Annotated in this window: 21 protein-coding genes and 1 tRNA gene; 14 read left to right on the top strand and 8 right to left on the bottom strand. The window is 52.7% G+C overall.

What is annotated here, in order from left to right; genetic code table 11:
* Positions 1 to 9: 9 nt before the first annotated feature.
* The 8 genes from sufC to G7G_RS0107515 all read left to right on the top strand — a co-directional run bounded on the left by sufC (position 10) and on the right by G7G_RS0107515 (position 7,237).
* Entirely contained in the window at positions 10 to 765 is a 756-nt protein-coding gene (gene sufC / locus G7G_RS0107550) for a Fe-S cluster assembly ATPase SufC (protein ID WP_010440203.1), read from the top strand.
* Positions 765 to 2,045, top strand: a complete 1,281-nt coding sequence (sufD, locus tag G7G_RS0107545; RefSeq protein ID WP_010440202.1) for a Fe-S cluster assembly protein SufD — start codon at positions 765 to 767, stop codon at positions 2,043 to 2,045. The genes sufC and sufD overlap by 1 nt, the downstream gene beginning before the upstream one ends.
* The gene (locus G7G_RS0107540) at positions 2,045 to 2,530 is read left to right on the top strand and encodes a YIP1 family protein (protein WP_010440201.1); all 486 of its coding nucleotides are present in this window, start codon (positions 2,045 to 2,047) and stop codon (positions 2,528 to 2,530) included. The genes sufD and G7G_RS0107540 overlap by 1 nt, the downstream gene beginning before the upstream one ends.
* On the top strand, positions 2,527 to 3,084 hold the full coding sequence (locus G7G_RS0107535; protein ID WP_010440200.1) for a Yip1 family protein: 558 nt from the start codon (positions 2,527 to 2,529) through the stop codon (positions 3,082 to 3,084). Before G7G_RS0107540 ends, G7G_RS0107535 begins: the two co-directional genes overlap by 4 nt.
* Before the next feature lie 13 nt (positions 3,085 to 3,097).
* A complete protein-coding gene (locus G7G_RS0107530; protein ID WP_010440199.1) occupies positions 3,098 to 4,318 on the top strand; it encodes a cysteine desulfurase in 1,221 nt (406 codons plus the stop codon).
* Between the two features lie 55 nt (positions 4,319 to 4,373).
* Positions 4,374 to 4,450, top strand: a tRNA-Arg gene (locus G7G_RS0107525).
* A gap of 113 nt (positions 4,451 to 4,563) precedes the next feature.
* Complete coding sequence (locus G7G_RS23670; RefSeq protein ID WP_050806443.1) at positions 4,564 to 5,931, top strand: tyrosine-type recombinase/integrase; 1,368 nt, start codon at positions 4,564 to 4,566, stop codon at positions 5,929 to 5,931.
* A gap of 10 nt (positions 5,932 to 5,941) precedes the next feature.
* The gene (locus G7G_RS0107515) at positions 5,942 to 7,237 is read left to right on the top strand and encodes a hypothetical protein (protein WP_010440197.1); all 1,296 of its coding nucleotides are present in this window, start codon (positions 5,942 to 5,944) and stop codon (positions 7,235 to 7,237) included.
* A gap of 719 nt (positions 7,238 to 7,956) precedes the next feature.
* Here the strand turns inward: G7G_RS0107515 and G7G_RS0107510 are convergent.
* Positions 7,957 to 10,329, bottom strand: a complete 2,373-nt coding sequence (locus tag G7G_RS0107510; protein ID WP_238528769.1) for an autotransporter family protein — start codon at positions 10,327 to 10,329, stop codon at positions 7,957 to 7,959.
* A 399-nt stretch (positions 10,330 to 10,728) separates the two neighbouring features.
* Between G7G_RS0107510 and G7G_RS0107505 the strand changes: the two genes are divergently transcribed.
* Positions 10,729 to 11,307 carry a recombinase family protein gene (locus G7G_RS0107505; protein ID WP_010440195.1) on the top strand — a complete coding sequence of 193 codons (579 nt, stop codon included), beginning with the start codon at positions 10,729 to 10,731 and terminating at the stop codon, positions 11,305 to 11,307.
* Between the two features lie 158 nt (positions 11,308 to 11,465).
* Here the strand turns inward: G7G_RS0107505 and G7G_RS0107500 are convergent, their stop codons facing one another.
* Both G7G_RS0107500 and mepK read right to left on the bottom strand, forming a co-directional pair.
* Positions 11,466 to 11,666, bottom strand: coding sequence for a hypothetical protein (locus G7G_RS0107500; RefSeq protein WP_010440194.1), 201 nt, complete (start codon positions 11,664 to 11,666; stop codon positions 11,466 to 11,468).
* 356 nt (positions 11,667 to 12,022) lie between these two features.
* Positions 12,023 to 12,592 (bottom strand): peptidoglycan L,D-endopeptidase MepK, encoded by a 570-nt coding sequence (gene mepK, locus G7G_RS0107495; protein ID WP_010440193.1) that lies wholly within the window; start codon positions 12,590 to 12,592, stop codon positions 12,023 to 12,025.
* Positions 12,593 to 12,937: 345 nt separating this feature from the next.
* On the opposite strand from mepK, the gene G7G_RS0107485 reads away from it, so the two are divergent.
* From G7G_RS0107485 to G7G_RS0107470, 4 genes are read left to right on the top strand one after another with little or no spacing between them, the layout of a single operon-like run.
* The gene (locus G7G_RS0107485; RefSeq protein WP_010440192.1) at positions 12,938 to 14,539 is read left to right on the top strand and encodes a L,D-transpeptidase family protein; all 1,602 of its coding nucleotides are present in this window, start codon (positions 12,938 to 12,940) and stop codon (positions 14,537 to 14,539) included.
* Between the two features lie 34 nt (positions 14,540 to 14,573).
* Positions 14,574 to 15,665, top strand: coding sequence for a UDP-3-O-(3-hydroxymyristoyl)glucosamine N-acyltransferase (lpxD, locus tag G7G_RS0107480; protein ID WP_010440191.1), 1,092 nt, complete (start codon positions 14,574 to 14,576; stop codon positions 15,663 to 15,665).
* A 32-nt stretch (positions 15,666 to 15,697) separates the two neighbouring features.
* The gene (locus G7G_RS0107475; RefSeq protein ID WP_010440190.1) at positions 15,698 to 15,955 is read left to right on the top strand and encodes an acyl carrier protein; all 258 of its coding nucleotides are present in this window, start codon (positions 15,698 to 15,700) and stop codon (positions 15,953 to 15,955) included.
* A gap of 8 nt (positions 15,956 to 15,963) precedes the next feature.
* Positions 15,964 to 17,172: a beta-ketoacyl-[acyl-carrier-protein] synthase family protein gene (locus G7G_RS0107470; RefSeq protein ID WP_010440189.1), complete on the top strand. Its 1,209-nt coding sequence runs from the start codon at positions 15,964 to 15,966 to the stop codon at positions 17,170 to 17,172.
* Positions 17,173 to 17,221: 49 nt separating this feature from the next.
* Here G7G_RS0107470 and G7G_RS0107465 read toward each other — a convergent pair whose 3' ends face one another.
* The gene (locus G7G_RS0107465) at positions 17,222 to 17,815 is read right to left on the bottom strand and encodes an invasion associated locus B family protein (RefSeq protein WP_010440188.1); all 594 of its coding nucleotides are present in this window, start codon (positions 17,813 to 17,815) and stop codon (positions 17,222 to 17,224) included.
* A gap of 451 nt (positions 17,816 to 18,266) precedes the next feature.
* Between G7G_RS0107465 and G7G_RS0107460 the strand changes: the two genes are divergently transcribed.
* Positions 18,267 to 19,814 (top strand): helicase HerA-like domain-containing protein, encoded by a 1,548-nt coding sequence (locus G7G_RS0107460; RefSeq protein WP_010440187.1) that lies wholly within the window; start codon positions 18,267 to 18,269, stop codon positions 19,812 to 19,814.
* A gap of 44 nt (positions 19,815 to 19,858) precedes the next feature.
* Here the strand turns inward: G7G_RS0107460 and G7G_RS0107455 are convergent, their stop codons facing one another.
* The 4 genes from G7G_RS0107455 to G7G_RS0107440 all read right to left on the bottom strand — a co-directional run bounded on the left by G7G_RS0107455 (position 19,859) and on the right by G7G_RS0107440 (position 22,941).
* Positions 19,859 to 20,113 (bottom strand): hypothetical protein, encoded by a 255-nt coding sequence (locus tag G7G_RS0107455; RefSeq protein ID WP_010440186.1) that lies wholly within the window; start codon positions 20,111 to 20,113, stop codon positions 19,859 to 19,861.
* A gap of 187 nt (positions 20,114 to 20,300) precedes the next feature.
* Complete coding sequence (locus G7G_RS0107450; RefSeq protein ID WP_010440185.1) at positions 20,301 to 21,614, bottom strand: branched-chain amino acid ABC transporter permease; 1,314 nt, start codon at positions 21,612 to 21,614, stop codon at positions 20,301 to 20,303.
* The gene (locus tag G7G_RS0107445) at positions 21,611 to 22,621 is read right to left on the bottom strand and encodes a branched-chain amino acid ABC transporter permease (protein WP_010440184.1); all 1,011 of its coding nucleotides are present in this window, start codon (positions 22,619 to 22,621) and stop codon (positions 21,611 to 21,613) included. The genes G7G_RS0107450 and G7G_RS0107445 overlap by 4 nt, the downstream gene beginning before the upstream one ends.
* Complete coding sequence (locus G7G_RS0107440) at positions 22,621 to 22,941, bottom strand: hypothetical protein (protein ID WP_238528768.1); 321 nt, start codon at positions 22,939 to 22,941, stop codon at positions 22,621 to 22,623. Before G7G_RS0107440 ends, G7G_RS0107445 begins: the two co-directional genes overlap by 1 nt.
* Positions 22,942 to 22,975 lie beyond the last annotated feature (34 nt).

Below are 22,975 nucleotides of genomic sequence, written 5' to 3'. Positions count from 1 at the left end.
GGACAAAAAATGCTGGAAATCAAAAACCTGCACGTAAAACTTGAGGAAGAAGACAAACAAATCCTCAAAGGCGTCGATCTCACTGTTGAGGCCGGCAAGGTTCATGCGATCATGGGGCCAAATGGCTCTGGCAAATCTACGCTTAGCTATGTCTTGTCCGGTCGGGACGGATATGAAGTGACAGATGGTACCGCCACACTTGAGGGCGAAGATCTGCTTGAGATGGAGCCGGAAGAGCGCGCAGCTGCTGGTGTATTTCTCGCATTCCAATATCCGGTTGAGATTCCCGGTGTCGGTAACATGACGTTCTTGCGCACAGCGGTGAATGCTCAGCGTAAGGCACGTGGTCAGGAAGAACTGTCTGCAGCGGATTTCCTGAAAGAAATCCGCGCCAAGGCAAAGGCGCTGAAGATCGACGCGGATATGTTGAAACGCCCAGTCAATGTCGGATTCTCGGGTGGTGAGAAAAAGCGCAACGAAATCCTGCAGATGGCAATGCTTGAGCCCAAGTTATGCATCCTTGACGAGACCGACTCGGGGCTCGATGTGGATGCGATGAAGCTGGTATCGGAAGGCGTGAATGCGTTGCGCGACGAAGGGCGCGGTTTCCTTGTTATCACGCATTATCAGCGTTTGCTGGATCACATCAAACCAGACGTCGTGCACATCATGGCCGATGGCCGTATCGTCAAATCCGGCGGACCCGAGTTGGCTCTGGAAGTTGAGCACAATGGGTATGCTGACATTCTGGCCGAGGTAAACTGATGGCTCTCGCTCAAGCAAAACAGTCGGCAACGGAAGAGCGGCTTGCAGCTCTGACCATGCCAGATGCGGGTTGCACGCGTAAGGCGCGAGAGGCTGCTCTGGCGCGGGTGCGCGAAATGGGACTGCCCGGGCGTCGGGATGAATACTGGAAGTATACCCAGCCCGATACATTGATCTCGGCACAAGCACCCGCGGCGGCGTTGTTTCAGAACGACGAAGCGCCGATGTTCAACGAGTTTGACCGGCTGAAGATTGTCTTCATCGATGGTGTATTTAGCCCTGAAGAGTCAGACGAACTGTCGATGGAAGGTGTCACTATCGACAGGTTGGAAGATATCTGCTGCAAAGATATCCATTGGGCCAAAGAGTTATACGGTGTTCTTGAAGCAAATGGTCAGACTCCGGTGCATCGCCCTCTGGCGGCATTGAACACTGCATTTGCGTCAGATGGTGTTGCCATCCATGTGACCGGAAAACCTGCCAAACCGATCAGCCTGATCTATCGCCATGCTTCGGAAACCTCGGATGCGATCCTGCACCATGTAGTTCGTGTCGAAAGCGGCGCCGAGGTGACCATCCTTGAAAATGGCCCGGCCGCATCGCGTTTTAACAAATGTATGGAGATCGATATCGCCGATGGCGGTACGCTGCACCATGTTCGCGCGCAGGGTCGCGATCATCAGCGGCGAGCAGCGACGCATATGTTCACTCGAATGGGAACGGAGTCTGTGTACAAATCCTTCACACTTACTGTGAACGGTGTTCTGACGCGGAACGAGCAGGTGGTTGAGCTTACCGGCGACGATGCCGTGGTCCATGTTGCGGGTGCTTGCGTTGGAGATGGTGAATTCCACCATGACGACACGGTATTTGTGACCCACGATGCGGTGAATTGCGAAAGCCGTCAGGTGTTCAAGAAGGTGTTGCGCAACGGGGCGACAGGTGTCTTTCAGGGAAAGATCCTCGTCAAAGCGGGGGCGCAGAAAACCGATGGATATCAGATCAGCCAATCGTTGCTGCTGGATGAGGACAGCCAGTTTCTCGCCAAGCCCGAGTTGGAAATCTACGCGGATGACGTCGCCTGTTCGCACGGCTCGACCTCTGGTGCGATTGACGAAACAGCGCTGTTCTACCTGCGATCGCGTGGTGTTCCCACCAAAGAGGCGACGGATATGCTGACTTTGGCTTTCCTCGCGGAAGCGGTTCAGGAAATCGAAGATGAAGCTCTGGCCGAAGTGATTGTCACACGATTGCAAGATTGGCTGGCACGCCGCCGCTGATGTCCGTCACAACAGATATCGTTGCCACGTATCGCGGACCGGGGCGTGTTGTGCGTCGCCTGTTGGATATGGGCCCGCGTGAAGATCGGGCGCTGGCATTTGTGATGGCCTTCTGTGTAGTTGGTTTCATCGCTCAATTGCCAAGCCTTGCACGCCGTGCCCACATTGAGGGGCTGGAACTGAACATGCTCATGGGCGGTGCCTTGTTGGGCTCGGTCTTCATACTTCCTCTGTTCTTTTATCTTCTGGCGTGGCTCTCACAACTCGTAGCGCGGGTTTTTGGAGGCCGTGGAAACGGCTATGGCGCAAGGCTGGCATTGTTCTGGGCGTTGTTGGCATCGGCCCCCTTGGTGTTGTTGAACGGGTTGGTCGCGGGCTTTATCGGTCCGGGCCCGGAACAAACGCTAGCCGGAATGTTATGGGTTGCGATTTTTACCTGGTTCTGGTTGTCCGGTCTCAGACAATCGCAAAAGGCCATTAAATGAACTCTGCCGTGCTTCTGAATATGGTCGTCCTGACCCTGACAAACCCGGCCGAGGCTGCCAAGCGATTGCTGGCGATGCGCTTTGGTCCAGACGTGCTGTGGATTGCATTCTTTCTTGCCGTGATCCTGAATGCGCTGGTTCAAACTCTGTCCGGCTTTATCATGCCGTTTATTAACCCAGAGGTTCAACAAATTGCCGAGCCTTTATCGCGGACCTTGTTTGTATCAGTTGCCGCGATTCTGATCAGCGTCGTTGCTTTCCTCTTGGTAGGGCGGGTACTGGGTGGAGAGGGGTCGTTCAACGACCTCATGACTCTGGTCGTCTGGCTGCAGATCCTGCAGATTATCGGGCAGGCGATCATTCTGACATTGGTCTCGGTGCTGCCGTTTTTGTTCTTACCGGCAAGCCTTGCGATGCTGGTACTGAGCCTCTACATCACCTTACATTTCCTCAACGAAGCGCATCGATTTCAGTCGCTGGGTAAATCGTTTCTGGTGATCCTATTGTCTGGCCTTGTGGCTATCCCATTTGTCCTTTGGCTGTCGCCTGTATAGGGAACCTCTGTCCATGTATGACGTACAGAAAATTCGCGCCGACTTTCCGATCCTGTCGCGACAGGTCAACGGAAAGCCTCTGACCTATCTCGACAATGGCGCATCCGCGCAAAAGCCTCAGGCTGTTATTGACGCAGTCACGCAGGCCTATGCCCATGAGTATTCGAACGTTCATCGCGGGCTTCACTACCTGTCCAATCTTGCGACCGAAAAGTACGAGTCCGTCCGGGGCACTGTCGCGCGTTTTCTGGGCGTTTCGAACGAGGAAGAGATTGTATTGAACTCGGGTACGACCGAGGGGATCAATCTCGTCGCTTACGGTTGGGCGATGCCGCATCTGCAGGCGGGTGACGAGATCGTGCTCAGCGTGATGGAGCATCACGCAAACATAGTACCCTGGCATTTCTTGCGCGAACGGCAGGGCGTCGTTCTGAAGTGGGTTGATGTGGACGCAACCGGTTATCTTGATCCACAAGCTGTCATCGACGCGATCGGGCCAAAGACAAAGCTGGTGGCGGTGACGCAGTGTTCAAACGTTTTAGGCACTGTGGTCGACGTCAAATCGATCACACAAGCGGCCCACGCCAAAGGTGTTCCGGTATTGGTGGACGGTAGCCAAGGCGCTGTCCATATGCCCGTGAATGTCGAGGATATCGGCTGCGACTTTTACGCGATAACGGGCCACAAGTTGTACGGCCCGTCCGGTTCAGGTGCGATATTCATCAAATCGGAACGCATGGCCGAAATGCGCCCCTTTATCGGGGGCGGCGACATGATCAAAGAGGTGTCAAAAGATCAGGTGATCTACAATGATCCACCGATGAAGTTCGAAGCCGGAACGCCGGGCATCGTGCAGACCATCGGTATGGGCGTTGCGCTGGATTACATGATGGATTTGGGCATGGAGAACATTGCGTCACATGAGGTGGGTCTGCGCGACTATGCGATGCAACGACTGAACGGGCTGAACTGGCTGCAGGTTCAGGGAACCACACCCGACAAGGCCGCAATCTTCAGCTTTACGCTGGACGGGGCAGGGCATGCCCACGATGTTTCGACGATACTTGACAAAAAGGGTGTCGCAGTGCGTGCGGGCCATCACTGCGCGGGGCCGCTTATGGACCATCTGGGTGTCACCGCCACCTGCCGCGCCAGCTTCGGCCTCTACAACACGACCGAAGAGGTTGACACGCTGATCGATGCTTTGGAATTGGCCCACGATCTGTTTGCCTGATGTGGTCGCATTTGCAGTTGCACCCGGATTGGAACGAGGGTAGCTAACGGCCAAGGCACCTGTAGCTCAGCTGGATAGAGCGCTGCCCTCCGAAGGCAGAGGCCAGAGGTTCGAATCCTCTCAGGTGCGCCATATCAATAAATATAATACAATAAATACAATGAGTTAGATTGATATTGCGCCCTGCCAGGTGACACATTAGGTGACACATGACAGCAAGTTGGTTCAAAATCGGCCCAATCAGTATGAAGATAAAATACGTAGAGTGGCGTAGAGGTACAGCCTACTATCGCCGTCGAATTCCGTCCGACCTACAGAATAAATACGCTGGAAAAGCCCATTTGTTTTCCTCGCTCAAGACTGACAACCCTGCATTGGCAGCAAAACGGTCACTCGAAGAAACTAGGCGTATCGACAGGGAGTGGAGCCTGTTGAGGTCGAATGGGCAATCAGACCTTCAGACTAGAGAAGAGGGAATGGCGGTACTGCGAAAGTACGGCCTGAAGCCGGGTCAAGCCGTCGAGTACGACAAATACGACATAGAGCCAGATGAGTTTGTAGACGAACTTCTCGCTCACTCTCACGACCCTTACGGAAACAACCCCGGTATCGTGAAGGGACGCCTACCAGCAGGCCTTAGGATGGCAGCTGAGTTGTTTTATGCTGAAGGTGATGAACTGAACAAACTCACTTGCCCTAGCTTCTCTGAAGTTATCGTGAAGCACCTGTACTTTCATCCAAGACGGGTATCAGACCCTCAGTTTGACCGAGCCACACAAAGGTTCATAGAGGTCAATGGAGACATGCCAATAGATCAGTTTCGGCGTGAACACGGGAACGCCTACGTTAAGAACCTGCTCGAAAGCGGTGTGAAAAAGGCGACGGTAAAAAGGTATCTTGCTCAGGTGAGGCCGGTATTCAAGACGGCTATCTTCGAACTCGAAGTCGAAATGAATAACCCACTGGAGAAACTGCAGATACCGGAATCCGAAAGGGATTTTGAACAAACGAAGTACCCATTCACAGTCGATCAGATTATGGCAATTCAGAAACGGTGTATGGAGGTTAACGATGAGCGTAGATGGTTGATTGCCGCCCTAAGCGATACTGGTGCGAGACTGTCTGAGATTGCAGGATTACTTCGGAGTGATGTCCATTTAGATGCACGAATACCGTATGTCTGCATAGCGGCAAATAGCGTTAGAGAAGTCAAAAACAACGGGTCTGCGAGGAAAGTTCCCTTGGTTGGTGCGGCTCTATGGGGCGTGAAACAAGCTATGGCTGCTTCAAAAGAGGATTATCTTTTTCCCATGATAACTAGACATGGTGACTACGACAAAAATGCAACCTCAGCCGCGTTGAACAAATGGCTAACTGAACAGGGGCTAAGAGGTGAAAAGCAAAGTTTGCATAGCCTAAGGCATTCGATGAAAGACAGACTAAGAAATACGGGCTGTCCAAAGGATATTCATTACAGGATCGGGGGCTGGAAGACTTACGGTGTAGGGGAATCCTACGGTTTAGGACATGAGCTCTCGGTTCTTCACAATCATCTACTGCATATGATCGAATGCGAGAAGCAAAGTGCAGTGAGTTCAATGAAATTGGTCTAAGTAAACAGTAATGAAAGACGACAAGTACACTGCAGAGAAATTCAAACCAGAGTTTGAACCTGAAGAACTGAGGGCAGCAAAAATGGCCCCGTTGGTGATGCTTCCCTTTTCGGACGAAGCTCATACGGCTGTTGATGCGTTACTTGATCAAACCGTTTCGTTTCAAAGAGAGCAGGGAAGAAGAAAAAGAGGTCTCAAAGCTGGAGTAGCTCTATCGTTGAAAGCTACGATCGCTGCTCTTATTGGCGACTTGCTCGAAGCAACACTGAACACAGAGTCAAATGGTTACTGTTGGAGATTGGGGGACAGAACCAAATTCAAAGTCACTTTGGCTACCAGCAGGCACTATGAAACCCTAAAGAAAGAATGGCCTCTAATGGGGCTGATGGATGTCGTTGATGGCTTCAGAGGTAGTGACGATTGGGATGGGGAGATATACCACCCAAACACTCCGAACAAACGATGGGCTACGCGACTTAGGGCAACGTCCGTTTTGCTGAGTAAACTCGAAGACTTCGGCATCAGCCCAGCAACGCTGTCTCTGCATTTCAGAACGGAGCAGAAAAAGTCGCAACCGATCAGTCTCAGAGCAACAAAGGCAAGAGATCAGACTAAGACAAAAAACATCCAGTACGCAAAAACGCCACTGACGGACGCACTTGAATCTGATGTTCGGGAAATCAATGAGTTTTTGAGTGAGTGGGAATACAGCTTTGGTGCGCCACCTGTGCTGTATCGTCTATTCAACAATGGGGATACTGAGGACTACCAATGGGATATGGGTGGCAGGTTTTATGGCTCTGATTCCACCTACATCAATTGGAAATCTGAGAACCGGAAAGGTATCCAGATTGGTGGTGAAGCAACAGCTGAAATTGACATTAAAGCCTGTCAACTAACCATGCTACATGGATTGTTCGGTGTCGATTATGACGTCGGGGTTGACCTGTATGAGATCGATGGTTTTGACCGCGACGAAGTCAAACGGACAGTACACATTATTGTTGGCAATGGAAGGGTAAGCGGTAGACGCAACCCAGTCCAAATAAAACTTTTGGAGCAATATCCCTTTTTGAATGATCTTGAGGCTCGTGGGTTAAACTCGCTGAGACTGCAAGCTATGGACTCGAATATTATGAACCAAACCCTGCTCACATTGAAGCGGCAACACAACATTCCAGCTCTTCCAATCCATGACTGTTTGATCGTTCGCGCACGGGATATTGGTACTGCTGAAGAAGTGTTCAGCGAAGTATTTGATGAGCATATTGGTGTTAAGCCAACCTTAGAGACGGAACTTCAATGAAGAAGTATCCTCAATAGATATTGAGACTATTACCTTATCTGATTCAATTACTTACTGCTCCTACGTGTAAGATTTGGTTTGGCCATACGATGTGTTTTAGATTGTTTGTAGTCTACTTCTAAAATGCTAACGATAGATACCTTAATGTCCTACCTTACGGGTTACTATGAACGCTAAGCCCGTCGTTGGATGGCTCCGAGTGTTTGTCAAGTTTGCGTAGCTTTGAGAATCTCTTATTAATCAATAGAATCAACGAGATGCTTGGCTTCATTGGACCAATCCAAAGAAGCAATACAGGGCTGTTTGCTTCTTTCTGGTAGGGGAAGGCCAAGCCGTCGCAATGGACCGCTCTACGGGGCTCTAAGAGGCTCTCAGAGGGCCTTCAGGTCAGTAGGCATTGGGCTTAATTTTAATAAAATATCAATTGGTTGGTGGTTTCTTTTGAAGCATGATTTCAACCTCCGACTTTTGGGGCGTCAATTAGAGCTCTTGAGATTTCATCAGACAACTTCTTAAAGCTTTGTATACTTGTCGGATCGCTTCTCGACCGAAGTAGGATTGTGCAGCCATTACTGTTCGCACAAAGCGGGCTTTAGCCGCGCGGTTCATCAAGGTCTGCTGTGCGGACAAAACGGACGTCCACTGGGTTCGTTTGTGAAGGCCCAACAACGATGTTCGGCGTGTGTGATTCCTAAATTTGAAAAAATCGTACTGCCAAATCAGAACCGAACGCTTAAGTTTGCACCAAGGCCATGTTCTTGGCCATTGGAGCGAACAGAATAGCCATATCCTGCCGTGAGTCTGGCCAGCTCAGATATTTGATAGCCCAATCCAAGCCCAAGAACGAATCCGTTAGCGCCTCGGTTTTGTCCGACCTGTGTGAATGTTCCGAATAAAGGGCTTGTAACCGTGATTTCGTGCTCACTGTCCTTGTTGGCAAAGAAGTCGTACTCGTAACGAGCAAAGGCGATTGGGGTCAGCAAACCACTCTGTGCCAAGAAGTCCCGTTGGTAGTCAACTCCAATGGAAGCAACCAGCGACTCTGCGTTCGCTTTTTCAATCGAGTAGTTGAAATCACCACCGCCTGTCTCTGTGCCTGAACCTTGTTGAATACGCCCGTAGTTCAATCCAAAAACCGTAGAGAACTTTGCACCGCTGTCCAGGTTAAACAATTTCCGCGCCTGGATACCGGCGTGGATTCCTTCCTGGTCTAAATCGGACTTTGCCTCGCCTCCTGTAAAGCCATCAACAGAAGGGTTATTCCGCTTGGCGTCGGTTTCACCGAACATGTAACCGATCAGTCCGGAGAACTCCCAAGTTCCGGTTGTTGTACGCCCATAGACGCCCACATGATAGCTGTCGGTTGAAAAGTCCTGATCGACTTGATCATGTTCATCCATGGAGGATGTCCCAAAGCCTGCGTACACGCCGACCACACCTCTATCGGTGCTTGCGATATCCGCTCCGACCAAAATGGTGCCGAGCGAATAGTCGAATGTCCCAAGACCACTACTTCCATCAACGTCACCGCTCACATAGGCCGTGTCGATCCACCAGCGCCGATCAGAGCAGTCTATTGCGCCGCTCGGGCTCTGGGCCGAGTCGATTTCGCCTGCTGCAACAGGTTGGTTCTCATTGCTGAAGCCGACCGCTTGATACTTGCGGCAGTCAGCGTGGCTCAGCACAGTGTTGGTTATCAGGTCAAGTTGCTCCAACCCAACGGTCAAATTGGAGGAATAGGGTTCTGCGTGTACACGATTAAACCCAGCCAAACCTGAATTGGTAAGCGTGTTAACGGCATTGCCCAAGGTTGTGCCGTTGGTCAGAATGGTTCCGGGCGACGTGTTTGTGGTGTTGGCCACCGCACCAGCGAGATTGCTTGCATTGGGTGATCCTACAACTGCTGGATGCTGCGGTAAGCTCGAGACAGGGAGGGTAGAAAACGCAATATCAATTCTCCCGTCCACAGTTGGCGTATTTGAGATACTCAGACTAGAAAGAGCGGGTAGAGAACCTCCGGCAACAAGAGTTGGGGAGTTTCCATCAAAACTCGAGGCTTGAAAAACCGTGTAGTCGTTGCCAGCAGCATAGTCTTGTGCAGACAGACCAGATCGAGCGGCTTCGACTTGTATGGTAGCGCGGTTAATCCCCGTCACTGGCCCGCTGGATGACACCAAGTCAGCTTTCTGCCCGGCCGTCGGATCGACCTCACTTAAGAGCCTTGACCCAGCTTCAAAGGCGATCCCGCCACTATTGTTGAGTGTACCAATTGAAAAGCCCGGCGAAAGCACCCCGCCGTTCTTAACTGTGAAGTTGAAGGCGTTCACGGTTCCCGTTCCGGCCAGAGTGCCAAAATTTTCAAAGTTTACGGTGTTCAAACTGCTTGCCGCATCAAGCCGAACAGTCGTGCCTGCGGCTATCGCCATGTCACTGGTTGAAGAAATCGAACTGTTCGTCAATGTGAAATCAGAAGCCTCAGCAACCCGAGTTTGGATATAGTACGCCCCGAAAACCACTTCGGTAGCCCCCATAACAGTCAGGTTGTCGTAAGTTAACGGTCGGTCTGACTGGAAGTAAACTTCAGTGGGGTCGATATTCGCGCCGTTGAACGGAACGAAGGTCATTGATCTGCCGGAACCAATCGAAGTTCCAATGAGGTTCACTCTGAGCTTCCCGTTGATGTTTGTAGCCAAGGCCTCACGAGAAACAAAGTCTCCGCTACCTGCCGCAACATCAACGTTTAGGAGAGTTAAAACTGAAGCATTACTTGGAACGGTGTTTTGGCCCGGGACATACAACTCAATTTCACCAGAGGACGTGATAGAGGAGTTTCCAATTGTAAGTCCTGTTATGGGTCCGTTTGGGATCGGCAGACACGTGCGTTCCGTCGTTGAAATTGTTTGATTAACGCGAGTGCTTTCAGATCCGGATGAATACTCTATCCGAGGAGATCCCAATTCTACACAACCCTGTGCGCTTTGGGCCTGTGCGTCGTCCACCACTAACACATAAGCCAAGACTCCCAGTGACAACTTAACAATAAATGCACGCTGAGCGTATAGTGCCGCAAGTGTCGGGCCCAGTGTTTCCATCAGCTTTCTCCTCTTACTTGATAAGCGAGAGTACACTCAATTGTTATACACGGTGAGTTTTGTGAAATGCTCAAAAAAGTCAAACGATTGACTGCTTTCGGCTCAGAGCGGTCATCTGACAACTTTTGTCAGCCGTCAAATGTCCGGTGCTTAAACCTTTTAGATTCTGCACCACTAAGGAACCGTTTTTTCAGAGGTAATAATAAGAACAATAAACCCCCTCCTTTTTGAAGTCGGTTTCTAAAACCCCCCCCCTTTGTTTCCAGACAAAAATGCTGCCAATAGGCCAAGGTTCTGTGTCCATCTGCTTAGGGTGGCGGAAATGGTGGCAATGAAGTCGATCTCGGCTTTTGGCAAGCAATTGCCTCAACGTCTAAGAACCTAAAGGAGATCACCACCATGATCATCGGATACGCAAGAACATCTACACTGGAACAACAAGCCGGACTGGAGGCCCAGCTGGAGGCACTCACAGAAGTTGGATGTGAGAAAATCTACTCAGAACAAGTCTCCTCTGTTGCCCGTAGAGGGGCGCTCAGTGAAGCTCTCAGCTTCTGCCGAGAAGGAGATGTCCTCATAGTTACCAAGCTTGACCGACTTGCTCGTTCGGTCCGTCATCTCGGAGAAATAGTGGATGAGCTCACAAAGAGGGGTATCGCTCTGAGAGTTCTAGACATGTCCCTTGATACCTCCACAGCTACAGGGAAGCTCATGCTGAATGTCCTAGGGTCAATCGCTCAGTTTGAAAGGGAGATGATGTTGGAGCGGCAGCGAGAGGGAATAGCCAAAGCCAAAGCGGAGGGTAAATATAAGGGCAGGAAACCAACGGCACGTATGAGGACTGCCGAGGTGCTTCAGCTACTAGGTCAGGGCTACAAGAAGCATGAGATCGCCCAGCGCTTGAGGATTTCTCAGAGATCGGTCTATCGGATCGTCAATGAGGCCCACCGGTCAGTAGCTGTGGAATGCAACCGCTGAAATAGACGATCGAAATCACAGCCATAGATTGAAAACATCTGCTGACAGCAATCTATGGCAGTGACATTTCGGGGAAGAGGTTGTGTCACTCGGTTAGCGGCAGACCATATACACTTCTCCTTAGTGGTAAGGTAAAGCAGCCGTTTCTTGTTCATGTGTTAGGCTGTCGGTTGTTCTAGCGCATCGCCCAACGCCAACAACAACAGGATTGCCAGTATGGGCGATCCGACAAGACCAATCAGGAACCAGATTAGTCCGGACCGGTTGCGTTTGCCCGCCATCGTGATCGGTAGAATGTAGAGCCAGATCACAAAGGCCAGAACTAGAACACTGAGGATGATTGTTAGAATTGAATCCATGGTTTGTAACCCTTTGTTCCTTTTAGCGCCCCGTAAACAGATTCAGCATCAACTAGAGGTCTTGCTTTCTCAAAACTAGCACGGTCAGACTTTTAACACATAAATGGTGACACATGGAGTGACACATGAGTTTTTGCAGTTGACGTAAGTGACCGAAAAAAAATAGAAATAAGGGGAAGAAAATCGGAAGTAAATCCTCTCAGGTGCGCCACTTCTCTTGTGTTTGTTTTTGCTCCACTCAGTAGCGATTGGTATGCAATCTAGCTGCCGACAAAACAAAACCCCCAACAGAGATAACTGAGGGGGTTCACATTAACTGAGGGGGTTCACATTATGGTACGGGATTATGAGTTAAATCAGCCGCGCCAGGAACGGATGACACCGCAATCCATATGCACGAAATTCGACCGATAGTACTGGCCAACGCCCCCGGCGCGGCAGGAAATTGCAGCTTTCGCCATTTGCGAGACCGAGCGCGAGGATAAACGCAAGTCTGCAGCCTGACCTTTCATATGCAAGGAATTCTTGGCGACACCGCGAGAGCGACGGCGCAGCATGGCATTGGTTTGCGGAGAGCGGTAACCAGACAGCAGCATATAGGGTTCGCTTACATCCAGCATATTATGCGCCGCAGCCATGATGTCGATCGTGCGCAGGTCCATGTCCTTGACCTGATCGCTGCGCCAATCACGCATGAAGTGGTTAACCTCTTTCACCGCGTCCTTGATATATTTTCCATCAACCCAATATACCATATCGATCCGCTCACCGGTGCGGCCCGAATACATACGAATGCGGCGAATGTCGCCACCGCCGCGAAGAAAACCTGCTGCTTTGGAATAGGTTGGTGCCGCGACAACCGCCGTTGCGGCGAATGCGCCCAATAGGGCACGCCGGGTCAAGCCCGATGTACTGCTCTTGGTCATTTCAGTTTCGTCCCGTACTGTTCCTGCCTGCACACGATGTTACGCGCGCTGTATTAATTTTTATCCCATCCCAGATGCGGGATTTATTGCACAGTCGGAATCATCCGCCAAGGAGTCTTTGCCTGCGCCTTAATCAAGGGGGAATTTTCGGCAGTTTTTTGCGCAACTGATGCAAACATGCATGATAATTCTGCAATCCAAGTTCCAACGATGCAAACACGCATCACGGTAAAAAGAAGAGGCTAATTGATATATTTGTGAATAGACATTGACTGCGCCTCCAAACATTATTTCTAAACGCCGTAGAAATTTTGCGGCAAATCATTGAATAACCAAGGCTATCTGATGTCGTTTGTTTCTCGCGCTCGTTCTAGTGTATTTGCAGCTACCTTTGTGGCAGTTTCAGCTTCTGTCGCATTGGCGGGGACATCTGGCACCGCCTTCCAGATGGCGGTGGCTGAAAGCACGATTTCAAACACTGCGATCGCTGAATTCTACCGAAAAAATGCGTTTGATCCAGTGTGGGTAGGCAGCACTCCTGAACATGAAGCGCGGCGCGCTGCCTTGATCAAGGCTTTGTCAACAATCGACATGCATGGGCTTCCACGCGCGCGCTATGATGTCTCAGCATTGATCGCGAAGATGCAGGACGCCAGAACAACCCGTGATTTAGGTTTGATCGAGGCTGAGCTAAGTCAAATTTTTGCTAAATATGCCAACGATATACAGTCCGGTGTTACTTCACCTTCGCAAATCGATGCTGGCCTTGTACGGGATGTTGAACGGCGCAGCACGCAAGAACACCTGAAGCGTCTTGTTGCCGGCGATGGTGATGAGTACTTCCGTGAGATTATGCCTCAATCACGCCAGTATCGCGCTTTGATGAAGCAGAAAATTGCGCTTGAAACGCTGATCGAACAGGGCGGGTGGGGTGAGACCGTTCCTGTCACAAAGCTTGAGCGCGGAGACACAGGCGCGAATGTCATCAAATTGCGCAATCGGTTGGTAGCTATGGGTTATTTGAAACCCACTGCAAGCCCCAACTATGATGACGTGTTGCTTGCTGCCGTTCAGGCGTTTCAAACCGCACATGGGCTTGAACCGGATGGCGTAGCAGGTAATGGAACCATCACCGAGATCAATCGGCCAGTATCCGACCGTCTGAAAGCGGTTTACGTTGCTTTGGAACGTGAGCGTTGGTTGCCCGAAGAACGTGGTGAGCGCCACATTCTGGTGAATCAGGCAGACTTTTCGGCAAAAATCGTTGATGACGGTCAGGTCACGTTTGAGACACGCGCAGTCATTGGCAAAAATACACATGATCGCCGTAGTCCGGAGTTTTCGGACGAGATGGAGCATATGGTGATCAACCCCAGCTGGTATGTTCCGCGCTCGATCATCACCAAAGAGTACCTGCCGAAATTACAAGCTAACCCGAACGCAGTGGGGCATATCCAGATTACTGATCGTGGGGGGCGGCAAGTTAACCGGGGCGCTGTTGATTTCACCCAGTTCACCGCAAGGAACTTCCCGTTCTCGATGCGTCAACCACCAAGCAGAAGCAACGCGCTGGGTCTGGTGAAGTTCATGTTCCCGAACAAGCACAACATCTATCTCCATGATACACCACAGAAATCTTTGTTTGCGCGCGAGGTTCGGGCTTTCTCACACGGATGTATTCGATTGGCGCAGCCATTTGAATTTGCATATGCATTGCTGGCCAAACAGGAAGAGGATCCAAAATCTTTCTTCCATCGTGTGTTGAACACCGGGAAAGAGACGAAGGTGAACCTTGAAAACCCGGTGCCGGTGCATCTGATCTACAGAACGGCCTATGTCGGACCGAAGGGTGAGGTTCAATATCGCCGTGATGTATATGACCGTGATCGTAAGATCTGGGAGGCATTGCAAAAGGCAGGGGTAGCCCTGCCGGACGTTCAGGGGTAATCACGGGGCAACTACGCGCCACGAGGAAGCCCGCATGCAATTCACAGTTCAGCAAATCGCCGACGCTCTTGGTGCTGTGGCCGAGGGTCAGACGAGTTTGACGATCCTTCGCGCAGCCGAGCCAGGCGATGCGGGACCAACCGATCTGGCGATGGCAATGTCGCCCAAATATGCCGAGGCCTTGGCGAATGGCGCGGCGCGGGCCGCTGTACTTTGGGATGGGGCAGATTGGCAGGCTTTGGGTCTTGAGGCCGCCATCTTTGTTCAGCGCCCGCGTATGGCGATGGCCGGAATAACATCGATGCTGGATCGAGGGCAGGGCATTGCACCGGGGATCCACCCATCGGCTGTTATCGATGAAACTGCTGAGATTGGAGAGGACGTATCGGTCGGTCCGCTTGCCGTGATCGGAGCGCGGGCAAAGATCGGTAAGGGTTCGGTTATCGGCGCGCATTGCGTGATTGGAATGGATGCAGCGCTGGGTGAAGGCGCTCTGCTTCGCGAGATGGTAAGCATCGGGGCACGGGCGCAGATTGGCGATCGATTTATTGCTCAGCCGGGCGCGCGTATCGGAGGTGACGGGTTCAGCTACGTCACGCCTGAGGTATCAGGCGCAGAAAACGCGCGGAAAACACTTGGCGATCAAGGGGATGCAAAAGCGCAAAGCTGGTTGCGCATTCACTCACTTGGGGCGGTCGAGATTGGTGACGATGTTGAAGTTGGGTCGAACTGTACCGTCGACAACGGCACTATCCGCAACACCGTGATCGGAAGCGGGTCCAAGTTGGATAACCTTGTACATGTGGGTCACAACACGCGCGTGGGGCAGGATTGCTTGCTCTGCGGTCAGACTGGAGTTTCCGGTTCGGTTGAGATCGGAAATAACGTTGTATTGGGTGGTCAGACTGGCGTTGCCGACAACATCTTTATCGGTGATGGGGTAATATCCGGTGGAGGCACCAAGATCCTGTCGAATGTGCCTGCTGGCCGCGTGATTATGGGTTATCCAGGGGTCAAAATGGAAAGCCACACAGAGATTTACAAAGCCCAACGCCGATTGCCCCGTTTGGCCCGTGACGTTGAGGCGTTGAAAAAGGCTGTTTCCAAACTGCCTCCAAGCGATTAAATCAACCCCAACACGATAACCAGGGGATCGAGATGAGCATCAGCGACCGCGTCATTGCAATCATTGCCGAGCAGGCCGTGCTTGAGCCTTCGGATGTGACGCCCGACAGCACGCTCGAGGATTTGGGCATCGATAGCCTGGGTTTGGTTGAGAGCATCTTTGCCATCGAAGAAGAGTTTGATATCACGGTGCCCTTCAACGCGAACGAACCCACCGCGAGTGATTTCGATATTTCAAACGTGGCCGCGATTATTGCGGGCATAGAAAAACTTGTATCGGAAAAGGTCTGACCTCCGGTATGAGACGCGTCGTCATTACGGGTGCGGGCACCATCAATTCGCTGGGTCATTCTGTCCCCGATACGCTGGAAGCCATGCGTGAAGGCCGATGCGGTATCTCAGATCTTGAGTTCCGTGATGTAGACCGGTTGTCGATCAAGATCGGCGGGCAAGTGCGCGGTTTTGAGGCTGAGGGGCGGTTCAATCGTCAGCAGATGACGCTGTATGATCGGTTCACACAGTTCACGCTGACCGCTGCCAAAGAGGCGATTGACCAGTCAGGCATTGTGTTCTCGGGCGATACCGCGGCACGGTCAGGCGTTGTTTTGGGAACTGCCGGGGGCGGTGTTTCAACCTGGGATGACAACTATCGTTCGGTCTACGAAGACGGCAAAAACAGGGTGCATCCATTTGTTGTCCCCAAATTGATGAACAACGCGGCAGCCAGCCACGTTTCGATGGAACACAACCTAAAAGGCCCCAGCTTCACGGTGTCGACCGCTTGTGCATCATCGAATCATGCCATGGCACAGGCGTTTCAGATGGTGCGCAGTGGGGCTGCACCAGCCATGGTGACTGGTGGGTCGGAATCGATGCTGTGCTTTGGCGGTGTTAAGGCGTGGGAAGGGCTTCGTGTCATGTCCAAAGATGCCTGCCGCCCATTCAGTGCTAACCGAAACGGGATGGTGCAAGGCGAAGGTGCGGGTGTCTTTGTCTTCGAAGAATATGAACATGCGCGTGCACGTGGCGCTGAGATCCTGTGCGAAGTCGTGGGCTTTGCCATGTCTTCAGATGCGGCTGACATCGTTATGCCAAGCAAACAAGGGGCTTCTCGTGCGATGGCCGGTGCCTTGGCGGATGCAAAATTAAACGCTAGTGACGTGGGGTATATCAACGCGCATGGCACTGGCACGGCTGCCAATGACAAAACCGAATGCGCTGCCGTTGCTGATGTGTTTGGCCCTCATGCAGACGACCTCATGATCTCGTCCACTAAATCAATGCATGGTCATTTGATTGGTGGAACTGGCGCGGTCGAGTTGCTGGCTTGTATCATGGCCTTACGCGACGGAATTGTCGCCCCGACTATCGGCTATGAAGAGCCTGACCCCGAATGTGCACTCGATGTGGTGCCGAACGAAGCGCGTGAGGCGAAGGTCGATGTCGCACTTAGCAACGCGTTTGCCTTTGGCGGATTGAATGCCGTTCTCGCGCTAAAGCGGATTTAATAAAGCCGTCGCTGTTAAGCAACGGCTCGGGTTTTAACTAAATTCGGTATCAGTTTGCTGACTCCGTCAGGCCGTCAAATGCTGCGGTGAAACCGCTTAGCGACATCTCCATGTTCAGCACCTGATCCGGCAGGCGGGCAGGGACCAGCGAGAGCACTGCAGTGGATCCCGATCTCATGGCATCGATATCGCCCTGTGTCAGTCCCAGTTGCGCAAGACATCCTACCGGGACACAGTGGTGATAGTTATACAACTTGCGCGGCGCACCATCGATTGAAACCGCCAACTGAGCCTGCAGAAGTGTTTCAAGCGGAACCACGACGTTTGCCCAAGCGACGGCGGCACCTCCTTGCGGCAATTTGCCGATCGACACCTCGGCGATTGGATCGCCTTGCTGATTGTTCAGAATCTGAACCATGGCGCATGGATCCTGGCTAGCATCGGATTTGATGCAAGAAATTTTCCAATCGCCCGATTGCTCTTTCTCATATTGCTCACCAATCCGGGGACCGGTCTGGCCCAAATCCAGATCAGAACCGACCTCGGCCCCGGATTCCGGAGCGTCGGTGCTTTCCTGCGCCATGGCCGTGGTGCAGAAAAGTCCTGCCGCCACGATGCTAAGGTGTGCCAATTTCCTGATCATAAATGCCTCATCTTGATGATCCAGCTTTTTGCCTCGTCTAACATTGTTGTAGGGCGGTGTCAGGAACAATCCGAACGACGGTATGCAAATTACTCAATTTTTTGCCGAAACGCGCCAAACACAGCAAATTAAGCAGTGAACAGGCAATGAAAAAGGGAGCCGGTGGAGCGGCTCCCTTCTTGAATTTTTCTCCCCGTCGGACTGGCCGACTTAGTTATGCGCAGACGTTACGAAAGCGAAACCCATCGGTCAACTGCTAACCCCAAAAAAAGAACCGATATCGTTGGATTTGGTCAGAATTCATAAAAAAGCCGTGCCCGAAGGCACGGCCAGTCGACAGGGAGGAAGTTTGCCACCGCAGTCAGACCACGATGAGCAACATTTACTCTCGCAGCGAAAGGTTAACTTTGTATGCTTGCAGCAGATCGGTAGAACTCAGGACAGTTTCTTAATGGACAACAAAATATTCGTAGGCGGCGGCGGTGATGGATACTCAGTGGCACAGGGGTTGTCATTGAAATACGCGAACCGCCATGGTCTTATCGCCGGCGCGACCGGAACAGGTAAGACGGTAACGCTGCAAATTCTGGCCGAGGGGTTTTCGCAAGCCGGTGTTCCGGTGTTTCTGTCCGATGTCAAAGGTGACTTGTCGGGATTGGCGCTGCCCGGAAGCGAAAGTCACAAGCTGCATCAGGCCTTTCAGGACCGCGCTGCGAAGATCGGGTTCGATACGTTCTCGTACGCCGCTTGCCCGGTCACCTTTTGGGACCTGTTCGGTGAACAAGGTCATCCCGTCCGAACCACCGTAACTGAGATGGGCCCGCTGCTGTTATCCAGACTGATGGAGCTTAGCGAGGCGCAGGAAGGTATTCTTAACATCGCCTTTCGGGTCGCGGATGAAGAGGGCATGCCGCTGCTGGACTTGAAAGACCTGCAGGCATTGCTGGTCTGGATTGGCGAAAACCGAGCCCAGCTGTCGCTGCGATATGGCAACGTTTCCACGGCATCGATTGGTGCCATTCAGCGGCGTTTGCTGGTGCTTGAAAATCAGGGTGGCACGAACCTGTTCGGTGAGCCTGCGCTGGAGCTTGCAGATCTGATGCAAACTGACGAAAGCGGGCAAGGTATGGTGAACATTCTGGCCTCGGACAAATTGATGGGGTCGCCGCGCCTTTATGCGACTTTCTTGTTATGGTTGCTAAGTGAACTCTTCGAGGAATTGCCCGAAGTTGGTGATCCGGAAAAACCCAAGCTGGTGTTCTTCTTTGACGAGGCGCATTTGCTGTTCGAGGACGCTCCGAAAGTACTGGTGGACAAGGTCGAACAAGTGGCGCGGCTTATCCGATCGAAAGGTGTGGGCGTATACTTTATCTCGCAAAATCCAGCCGACATTCCCGAAGATATCCTCGGCCAACTGGGTAATCGGATCCAGCATGCGCTTAGGGCATTTACCGCACGCGACCGAAAAAACCTGCGTCTGGCGGCAGAGACCTATCGCGAGAATCCCGCCTTCGATACCGAGGCCGCCATTCGCGAAGTCGGCGTGGGCGAGGCGGTAACCTCGATGCTGCAAAAAAAAGGGGTCCCGGGTGTCGTCGAACGCACCCTGATCCGACCGCCGGGTTCTCAACTTGGTCCGATAACCAAGGCTGAGCGTCAATCGTTCATCGAAACGTCTCCGATGGGTGCCAAATACGGCACCCGGATCGATCGCAAATCTGCCTTTGAAATCCTGCAGGCGCGGGCCAATGCGGCGGCCAACGCGGCTGAACAGGCCGAATCCGACGAAGTTTTGGAACAGCAGAGCCCGATGGAACGGGAATATGCCTCGGCCCGCAGATATTCGGGCAGTCGTGTTGGGCGCTCTTCTTCGCGTGTCTCGCGAAAGAAGGATACTTTCGCCACGGCCATGAGCGAGGCCGTGATCAAAGAGCTGAAAGGAACGACAGGTCGCCGTATCGTTCGTGGCATCCTGGGCGGATTGTTTCGCAATCGATGAGGCGTTCGTTCATGCGCGCGATCAACAGGTCGCACGCCGCCTGATCAGCGCTTCAATCGTCGCAGGCCTTCTTGTTTGCAGTAGTTGTCTGCCTCGGGCACCGACATCTTGGTGGCGGGGAAATCGATCGCACGATCCCAGCTGACCCTGTCATGCCGGTAAAGCTGGCAGGTCACGACCCCTTTTGGTGTCTGCACCTTGACCGGGGTGGTTTCCAATTCCTCGGGCGTGGGTACGCAGGCCGATAACACTGCCAATGTCGGAACGGCCATAGCGAATATTTTGAGTGGTTTGTTCATAGCGAGGTCGATGCTCTCATCCTGGTAAACGTTCAGATCGTTAACAACCCTGCGCCAATCTCGCACAGAGCTCGGCACAGCAGCGATGTGGTGGTTCGCAGTGTGCAGGTTTAGCCCTTTCTGATCTTCCGCACAATAAAACGCGCCGGATCACGGCGCGTTAGGGGAATTTCTCACGAAATTTTGCTTATTTCTCTGGGATCAACCCTCTTGGGCTGAATCTGAGAACAATCAGCAGAATAAGTCCCATCGTGAACAACCGCATATGTGCTGCGCTGTCTATCAGATGCGATTTCAAAGCGCTGCCATCGGGCATTCCTGCGGTAATCAGGTTCATCAGCCACAGTCCTATGGGTTCAACCTGCACCCACAAGAACCAGATTAAGAACGCTCCCAGTACGGCTCCGAAGTTGTTGCCCGATCCGCCGACGATGACCATGACCCAAACTAGGAAGGTAAATCGCAGAGGGTTGTAGGTACCTGGTGTCAGCTGCCCGTCGAGCGTGGTCATCATTGCACCGGCAACGCCGCAGATGGCCGAACCCAGAACAAAGATTTGCAAGTGGCGGCGGGTGACGTCCTTGCCCATCGCCTCAGCCGCGACTTCGTTGTCACGAATGGCACGCATCATGCGGCCCCAAGGGCTTTTTAACGCCATCTGAGCCATCCAGAGCAGTATCAGCAACACGATGAGGAACAGCAACGAATACCCAAGCTTCACGGATAGGGTCGAGGCGGTGACGGGGTCCAGCCCGAACCATTCGGCCCGCGCGATGAAAGAGGGGTCTTGCTGCAGCTCAACCTCATAGCCCACCACTGGTGCGGGGCGCGGAATGCCGTAGACATTCTTGACCCCTCGGGCCAACCAGTCTTCGTTTTTCATAACCGCGATGATGATTTCGGCGATCCCAAGCGTAGCAATCGCCAGATAGTCCGACCGCAAACCCAGAGCGGTTTTACCGATCAGCCAGGCCGCGCCCGCGGCCAGCAGCCCTCCAGCCGGCCAAGCGAATAGGACCGGCAGGTTCAGCCCGCCGATATTGCCTGCTACAGCAGGATCAATCGCTTCGATCGAAGCAACATTGGGATCAAAGATTGCGCGGTAAACAAAAAAGCCAACGATCAGAATGCCGATGATCGCAAACGACCGTGTGCGCCCTTTCGGCATCTTCTGCGCGACCATAACGGCCGCGACCACCGTTGCCGCGCCCAGCAATAGCGAAAGAACGACACCGTATCCTCCTCCAGACCATGCGCCGGGGGTAGGTGGGGTTGAGATCAGAACAACCGCAAGCCCGCCCAGCGCGACAAAGCCCATGACACCGACATTAAATAGGCCCGCAAAGCCCCATTGCAGGTTCACTCCGATCGACATGATGGCCGAGATCAGGCCCATGTTCAGGATCAGGATCGCGGCGTTCCAACTTTGCGTGAACCCGGTCAACAGGATCAGGCTGCCAACGACAACAAATAGCAGTGTGTTTTTGACGGGCTCGCTCATATTACTTTTCCCTTGAACAGGCCTGTCGGCTTAAACAGCAGCACGATCAGCAAGATGGCGAAGCTGACGGCGAATTTGTAGTCGGTGGACAGGAACTGGACCAATCCGGACGGCTCCAGACTTTCCGGCGCCAGATAGGTCAGCACTTTCTTCCACGCATAGGTGACGGTCACCTCGGAAAACGCGATGATGAACCCGCCAGCAATGGCGCCCAGAGGGTTGCCGAGCCCGCCCACGATGGCCGAGGCAAAGATCGGCAGCAAAAGCTGGAAATAGACGAAAGGCTTGAAGCTCTTGTCGAGGCCGTAAAGCACGCCCGCCGTGGTCGCCAGGGCGGCGACGATGATCCATGTGATCATCACCACCCGTTCGGGGTTGATGCCGGACAGAAGCGCCAGATCCTCGTTATCCGAATAGGCGCGCATCGATTTGCCGGTACGGGTTTTGTTGAGGAACCAGAACAACGCGGCCACGGCAACCACCGCCACAACGACAGTGATGGCCTGAGAAGTCTTGATCGCAAGCCCCTCGTTCAGTCCCGTCCAAGCCTTGAAATCCCGCGCTTTGATCAGGAACCGCGCGCCGTCCGAAAACCGCTGGTCATCCGGCCCGATGATGAACCGCACGAGGCCGTTCATGATGAACATCACGCCCATCGACACGATCACCAGAATAACCGGCTTGGCCTTCTGCTCTCGGTAGAACCGATAAACCAGCCGGTCCGTGATCAGCACCAAAACGATACAGCCCAATATGGCAAAGGGCAGGGCGAGCAGAGCTGTCGGCAGCGGCCCGAAACTGACCCCGGCGGCCTGCATGGCCCACGTGACCAGCACGGCAATCATCGCGCCAAAGGCCATCGTGTCACCATGCGCAAAGTTCGAGAACCGCAGGATGCCATAGATCAGTGTCACCCCCAAAGCACCCAGCGCCAACTGGCTGCCATAGGCGATTGCGGGAACAAGAACGAAGTTGGAGAGCGCCACAAGGGCGTTGAGGAAGTCCATTAAAACTCCTGCTCGCATTTTCCAGAGAAAGTGCGTCGTCCATTGTTAGCTTTCGCATAATCGACATAACGCAGTGGTTGGGTGAACAATGTGACGGTTAGTTCGGTTGTCGAAGTTTTGGTCACATACATATGCTCGTGTCTGTCGTCTTCGGTCCAGGACGCCGCCAACAGGTCACTTTTTGAAACGGCTGTCCACTCTTGCCCGTCAGACAAGCTAATTTTGGAAGTGATATCACCAGCCTTCGCGATCCTATCGACTGAAAAGTCACCAAAGTTACTTTCAATACGCTCGGGCGGGGTGCCTAGCAGCTCAAGCATGAGTTCCTCACCCTCACAGTTTTGCACGTCAGTG

This window comes from Ruegeria conchae, from assembly GCF_000192475.1.
In the GTDB taxonomy this organism is placed as follows: Bacteria; Pseudomonadota; Alphaproteobacteria; order Rhodobacterales; family Rhodobacteraceae; genus Ruegeria; species Ruegeria conchae.
Note: the sequence above shows the minus strand (reverse complement) of the source record. Positions and strands in the feature narration are given on the sequence as shown.